Origin of the sequence: Roseisolibacter sp. H3M3-2 (assembly GCF_029211165.1) — a bacterium.
Taxonomy (GTDB): Bacteria; Gemmatimonadota; Gemmatimonadetes; order Gemmatimonadales; family Gemmatimonadaceae; genus Roseisolibacter.
In genome coordinates, this window is sequence record NZ_JARGEK010000406.1 from 1 (window position 1) to 3,974 (window position 3,974).

Annotated in this window: 3 protein-coding genes; all 3 read left to right on the forward strand. The window is 74.7% G+C overall.

The features are described 5' to 3' along the window. On the forward strand, positions 1–1,302 hold a 1,302-nt coding region (gene tilS, locus PYV61_RS21980; RefSeq protein ID WP_275835696.1), incomplete at its 5' end, for a tRNA lysidine(34) synthetase TilS. Beyond that, a complete protein-coding gene (gene hpt / locus PYV61_RS21985; RefSeq protein ID WP_275835698.1) occupies positions 1,259–1,834 on the forward strand; it encodes a hypoxanthine phosphoribosyltransferase in 576 nt (191 codons plus the stop codon). The genes tilS and hpt, both read left to right, overlap by 44 nt. Before the next feature lie 49 nt (positions 1,835–1,883). Then, a complete protein-coding gene (ftsH, locus tag PYV61_RS21990; protein ID WP_275835700.1) occupies positions 1,884–3,863 on the forward strand; it encodes an ATP-dependent zinc metalloprotease FtsH in 1,980 nt (659 codons plus the stop codon). The last annotated feature ends 111 nt before the right edge of the window (positions 3,864–3,974 follow it).

A 3,974-nucleotide genomic window follows, 5' to 3' on the forward strand; every position in this document is an offset into this window, starting at 1 on the left:
CTTGCCGCCCGCCGCGACGGCCCCCCACCGGCCGCGCTGGCGTGGGCCGCGGCAGCGGCCGCGGGACTCATGCTCGGCGTCGGACACGCGCTCGTCGTCGCCAGCGTCGCCCGCGCCGCCTCGCCGACCACGCGCGGCGCCGCGCTCGCGGCGACGGAGGCGGCCTGGCGCGCGGCCCGCTGGCGCTTCCTCCGACGCGCGGCGCGCCGACTCGGCGCGGGCAGCGTCGCCACCGCGCACACCGAGGACGACCAGGCGGAGACGGTCGCCATCCGGCTGCTGCGCGGCGCCGGCCCCAGGGGGCTCGCCGGGCTGCTCGCGACGCGTCCGGGAATCGTGCGGCCGCTGGTCGCCGTGTCGGCCGGCGAGGTCGCCGCGTACGTCGCCGCGCGGGGGCTGCGGTGGGTCGAGGACCCGGGGAACGCGTCGCGGCGGCACCTGCGGAACCGGCTGCGCCACGACCTCCTCCCCGCGCTGGAGCGGGTGCGGCCGGGGTTCCGGGGGTGGCTGCTGGCGCTGGGGCGCGAGGCTGCCGCCTGGCGCCGGGACGCCGAGTCGCTGGCCGCCGCGGTGCCGGCGCGGCGGGGGGAGGGGGGGGCGCTCCACGTTGCCGCCTCCGCGCTGGCGGGGTATGATGCGGCAGGACTCGCCGTCCTGTGGCCCGCGCTCGCGGCCCGGGGGGGCGTGCGGCTCGACCGGCGGGGAACCGCCCGGCTCGTGGCGTTTACAATCCGGGTGGCCGCGGAGGCCGCCGCCGTCGGTGCCCGGATCCCGCTCGCGGGAGGCGCCGAGGTGGCGGTTCGCCGCGGCCGGCGCGTATCGGGCGACGTCGGGCCGGAGCTGGTGCTCCGGAAGCAGACGGGGCCCGCCGCGCGTATGGAGGAAGTGGGAGGAGCGGACGCGGTGCCGCTGGCCGACGGGACGACGCTGGGCGACTGGCGGTTCGACCGGCGGCCGCGGCCCGCCGACCGGGCGGACGCGTGGGGCGCCACGCTGCCGGCCGATCGCCCGCTGGTGGTCCGTCCGTGGGCGCCGGGAGACCGGATCGCCGGGGCGGGGCGCGGCGGGCCGCAGGCGGCACGCAAGGTGAAACGGTTCCTGGCGGAGGCCGGGGTCCCGGCGGAGGCGCGGCCCGCGTGGCCGGTGGTCGCCGCGGTGGGGCCCGACGGCGCGAGCCGGGAGGTCCTGTGGGTTCCAGGGGTGTGCCGCAGCGACGCGGCGACGGGCCGGCCCGAGACGCCGGGACAGCACTTCTTCTGTGAGCGCATCGATCGACGTCAACGGCGCCGCGCCGGCGGCTGACCCGCGTCTCGCGGGCCGGGCCCTCCGGCGCGTCGCCTTCTCCGAGGCGCAGATCGCCGCCCGCGTGGCGGAGCTCGGCCGCGAGATCACCGCCGCCTACCCGGACGGCGAGCTGCTCGTGCTCGGGCTGCTGAAGGGGAGCTTCATCTTCCTCAGCGACCTGGTGCGCCAGATCGAGCGCCCGCTGCACGTCGACTTCCTCGTCGCCTCCAGCTACGGCGACGCCACGGTCTCGAGCGGGACCGTGCGGCTCCTGTACGATCCGGAAACGGAGCTCGAGGGCAAGCACATTCTGCTGGTGGAGGACATCGTCGATTCCGGGCGGACCCTCCAGCGGCTGGTCGAGCTCCTCCGGGAGCGCCGGCCGCAGTCCCTCGAGATCTGCGCCCTCCTGCACAAGCAGATCGCCACCCACCTGGAGCACCCGGTCCGCTTCGTCGGCTTCGACGCGCCCGAGGAGTTCCTGGTGGGGTACGGATTGGATCACGCGGAGCACTTCCGGCACGTCCCGTACGTCGCGAGCCTGCAGTAGCCGGCCGCGCCCCGTCTTCGAGTAGAGAAGAGGTTCGATGCCTCCGTCCATGCCGACCCCGCCCAAGAAGCCCGCGAACTGGAGCCGCGTCTCCAAGACGCTGGCCTTCTGGGTCATCGTCATTCTCATCCCCGTCGCGTTCCTGCAGCTGACCAACGGCGGCCGCAGCGACGCGGCGGAGATCAACTTCACCGAGTACCGCCGCGAGGTGGAGCGCGGGAACGTCACGGCCGTGACGTTCCAGGGCGACCGCTACCTCGTGGGCGAGTTCGCCTCGCCGATCAACGCCGGGCGCTCGCCGCGGGCCGCCAAGCGGTTCTCGGTCAAGCTCCCCCCCGAGGTGGCCGACGAGGAGGTGGCGCGCCTCACCGAGAAGAACGTCCGCATCGCCGCCGAGGAGCCGCGCACGTCGCTCTCCGGCGTGCTGGTGACGTTCCTCCCGTACCTGCTGCTGATCGGCTTCTGGATCTTCCTCTTCCGGCAGATGCAGGCCGGCGGCGCGAAGGCGTTCTCGTTCGGGAAGTCGAAGGCCAAGCTGCTCACCGGCGACACGCCCAAGGTCACGTTCGCCGACGTGGCGGGCGCCGACGAGGCGAAGGTCGAGCTGCAGGAGATCATCGAGTTCCTGAAGGACCCGCAGAAGTTCACCAAGCTGGGCGGCCGGCTCCCCAAGGGCGCGCTGCTGGTGGGGCCGCCGGGCACGGGCAAGACGCTGCTCGCCAAGGCCGTCGCCGGCGAGGCGGGGCGTCCGTTCTTCTCAATGTCGGGCTCCGACTTCGTCGAGATGTTCGTCGGCGTCGGCGCCAGCCGCGTGCGCGACCTGTTCGAGCAGGGGAAGGCCCACGCGCCCTGCATCATCTTCATCGACGAGATCGACGCCGTCGGCCGCCACCGCGGCGCGGGGCTCGGCGGCGGGCACGACGAGCGCGAGCAGACGCTCAACCAGCTGCTCGTCGAGATGGACGGCTTCGAGTCGAACGACGGCGTGATCCTCATCGCCGCGACCAACCGCCCCGACGTGCTCGACCCGGCGCTGCTGCGCCCGGGCCGCTTCGACCGCCAGATCGTGGTCGACGCGCCGGACCTCAAGGGGCGCGAGGGGATCCTGCGCGTGCACCTGCGCAACAAGCCGATCGCCGAGGACGTGACGGTCACGACGCTCGCCCGCGGGACCCCGGGGATGAGCGGCGCCGACCTCGCGAACCTGGTGAACGAGGGCGCGCTGCTGGCCGCCCGGCGCAACCACGACAAGATCTACATGGCCGACTTCGAGGAGGCCAAGGATCGCGTCATGCTCGGCGCCGAGCGCAAGTCGATGGTGATGAAGGAGGAGGAGCGCCGCCTGACCGCGTACCACGAGGCGGGCCACGCCGTGTGCGCGATGCAGGTGAAGGGGAACGACCCGCTGCACAAGGTCACCATCGTGCCGCGCGGCCGCGCCCTGGGCGTCGCCTTCACCCTCCCCGAGGACGACCGCGTCTCGGTGACGCGCGAGCAGATCGAGGCGCGCCTGGTGATGGCGTACGGCGGCCGCGTGGCCGAGGAGCTGGTGTTCGGGCGCGACCGGGTGACCACCGGCGCCGCCAGCGACATCCAGCAGGCCACCGGCATCGCGCGCCGATACGTGTCGCAGTGGGGGCTCTCCGACGCGATCGGCCCGATCCTCGTCGGCGACCAGGAGCACGAGGTCTTCCTCGGCCGCGAGCTGGGGAGCCGCCGCGAGGTCTCGGAGCAGACGGCGCAGACGGTCGACCGCGAGGTCAAGGCGGTGATCGACCGCGCCTACCAGCGCGCGACGCAGGTGCTCACCGAGCACCGCCCGCTGCTGGAGGCCGTGGCGGCGTCGCTGCTCGAGCGCGAGACGCTGACGCGCGAGGACATCGAGATGCTGCGCCGCGGCGAGACGCTGCCGCCGCGCCAGCCGATCGGTGGCCCCGCGCCGATCCCGGTGCCGACGCCGGCCCCGGTCGCCCAGCCCAAGCCCTCGGCGCCGCCGCTGCTCGGCGGGCCGGAGGTGGCGCCGGCCTGATCGGCCCCGCCGCCCTGATCCACTCGGCGCCCGGCGCTCGGCGCTCGCTCTCCCCCGCGGGGATGGCGAGCGCCGAGCGCCGGGCGCCGAGTATCGGGAGGAGACCCGGAT

What these genes read in the sequence shown, in the direction of transcription:
- ftsH (WP_275835700.1), top strand. Translation starts at nt 1,884, where the DNA reads ATGCCGACCCCGCCCAAGAAGCCCGCGAACTGGAGCCGCGTCTCCAAG.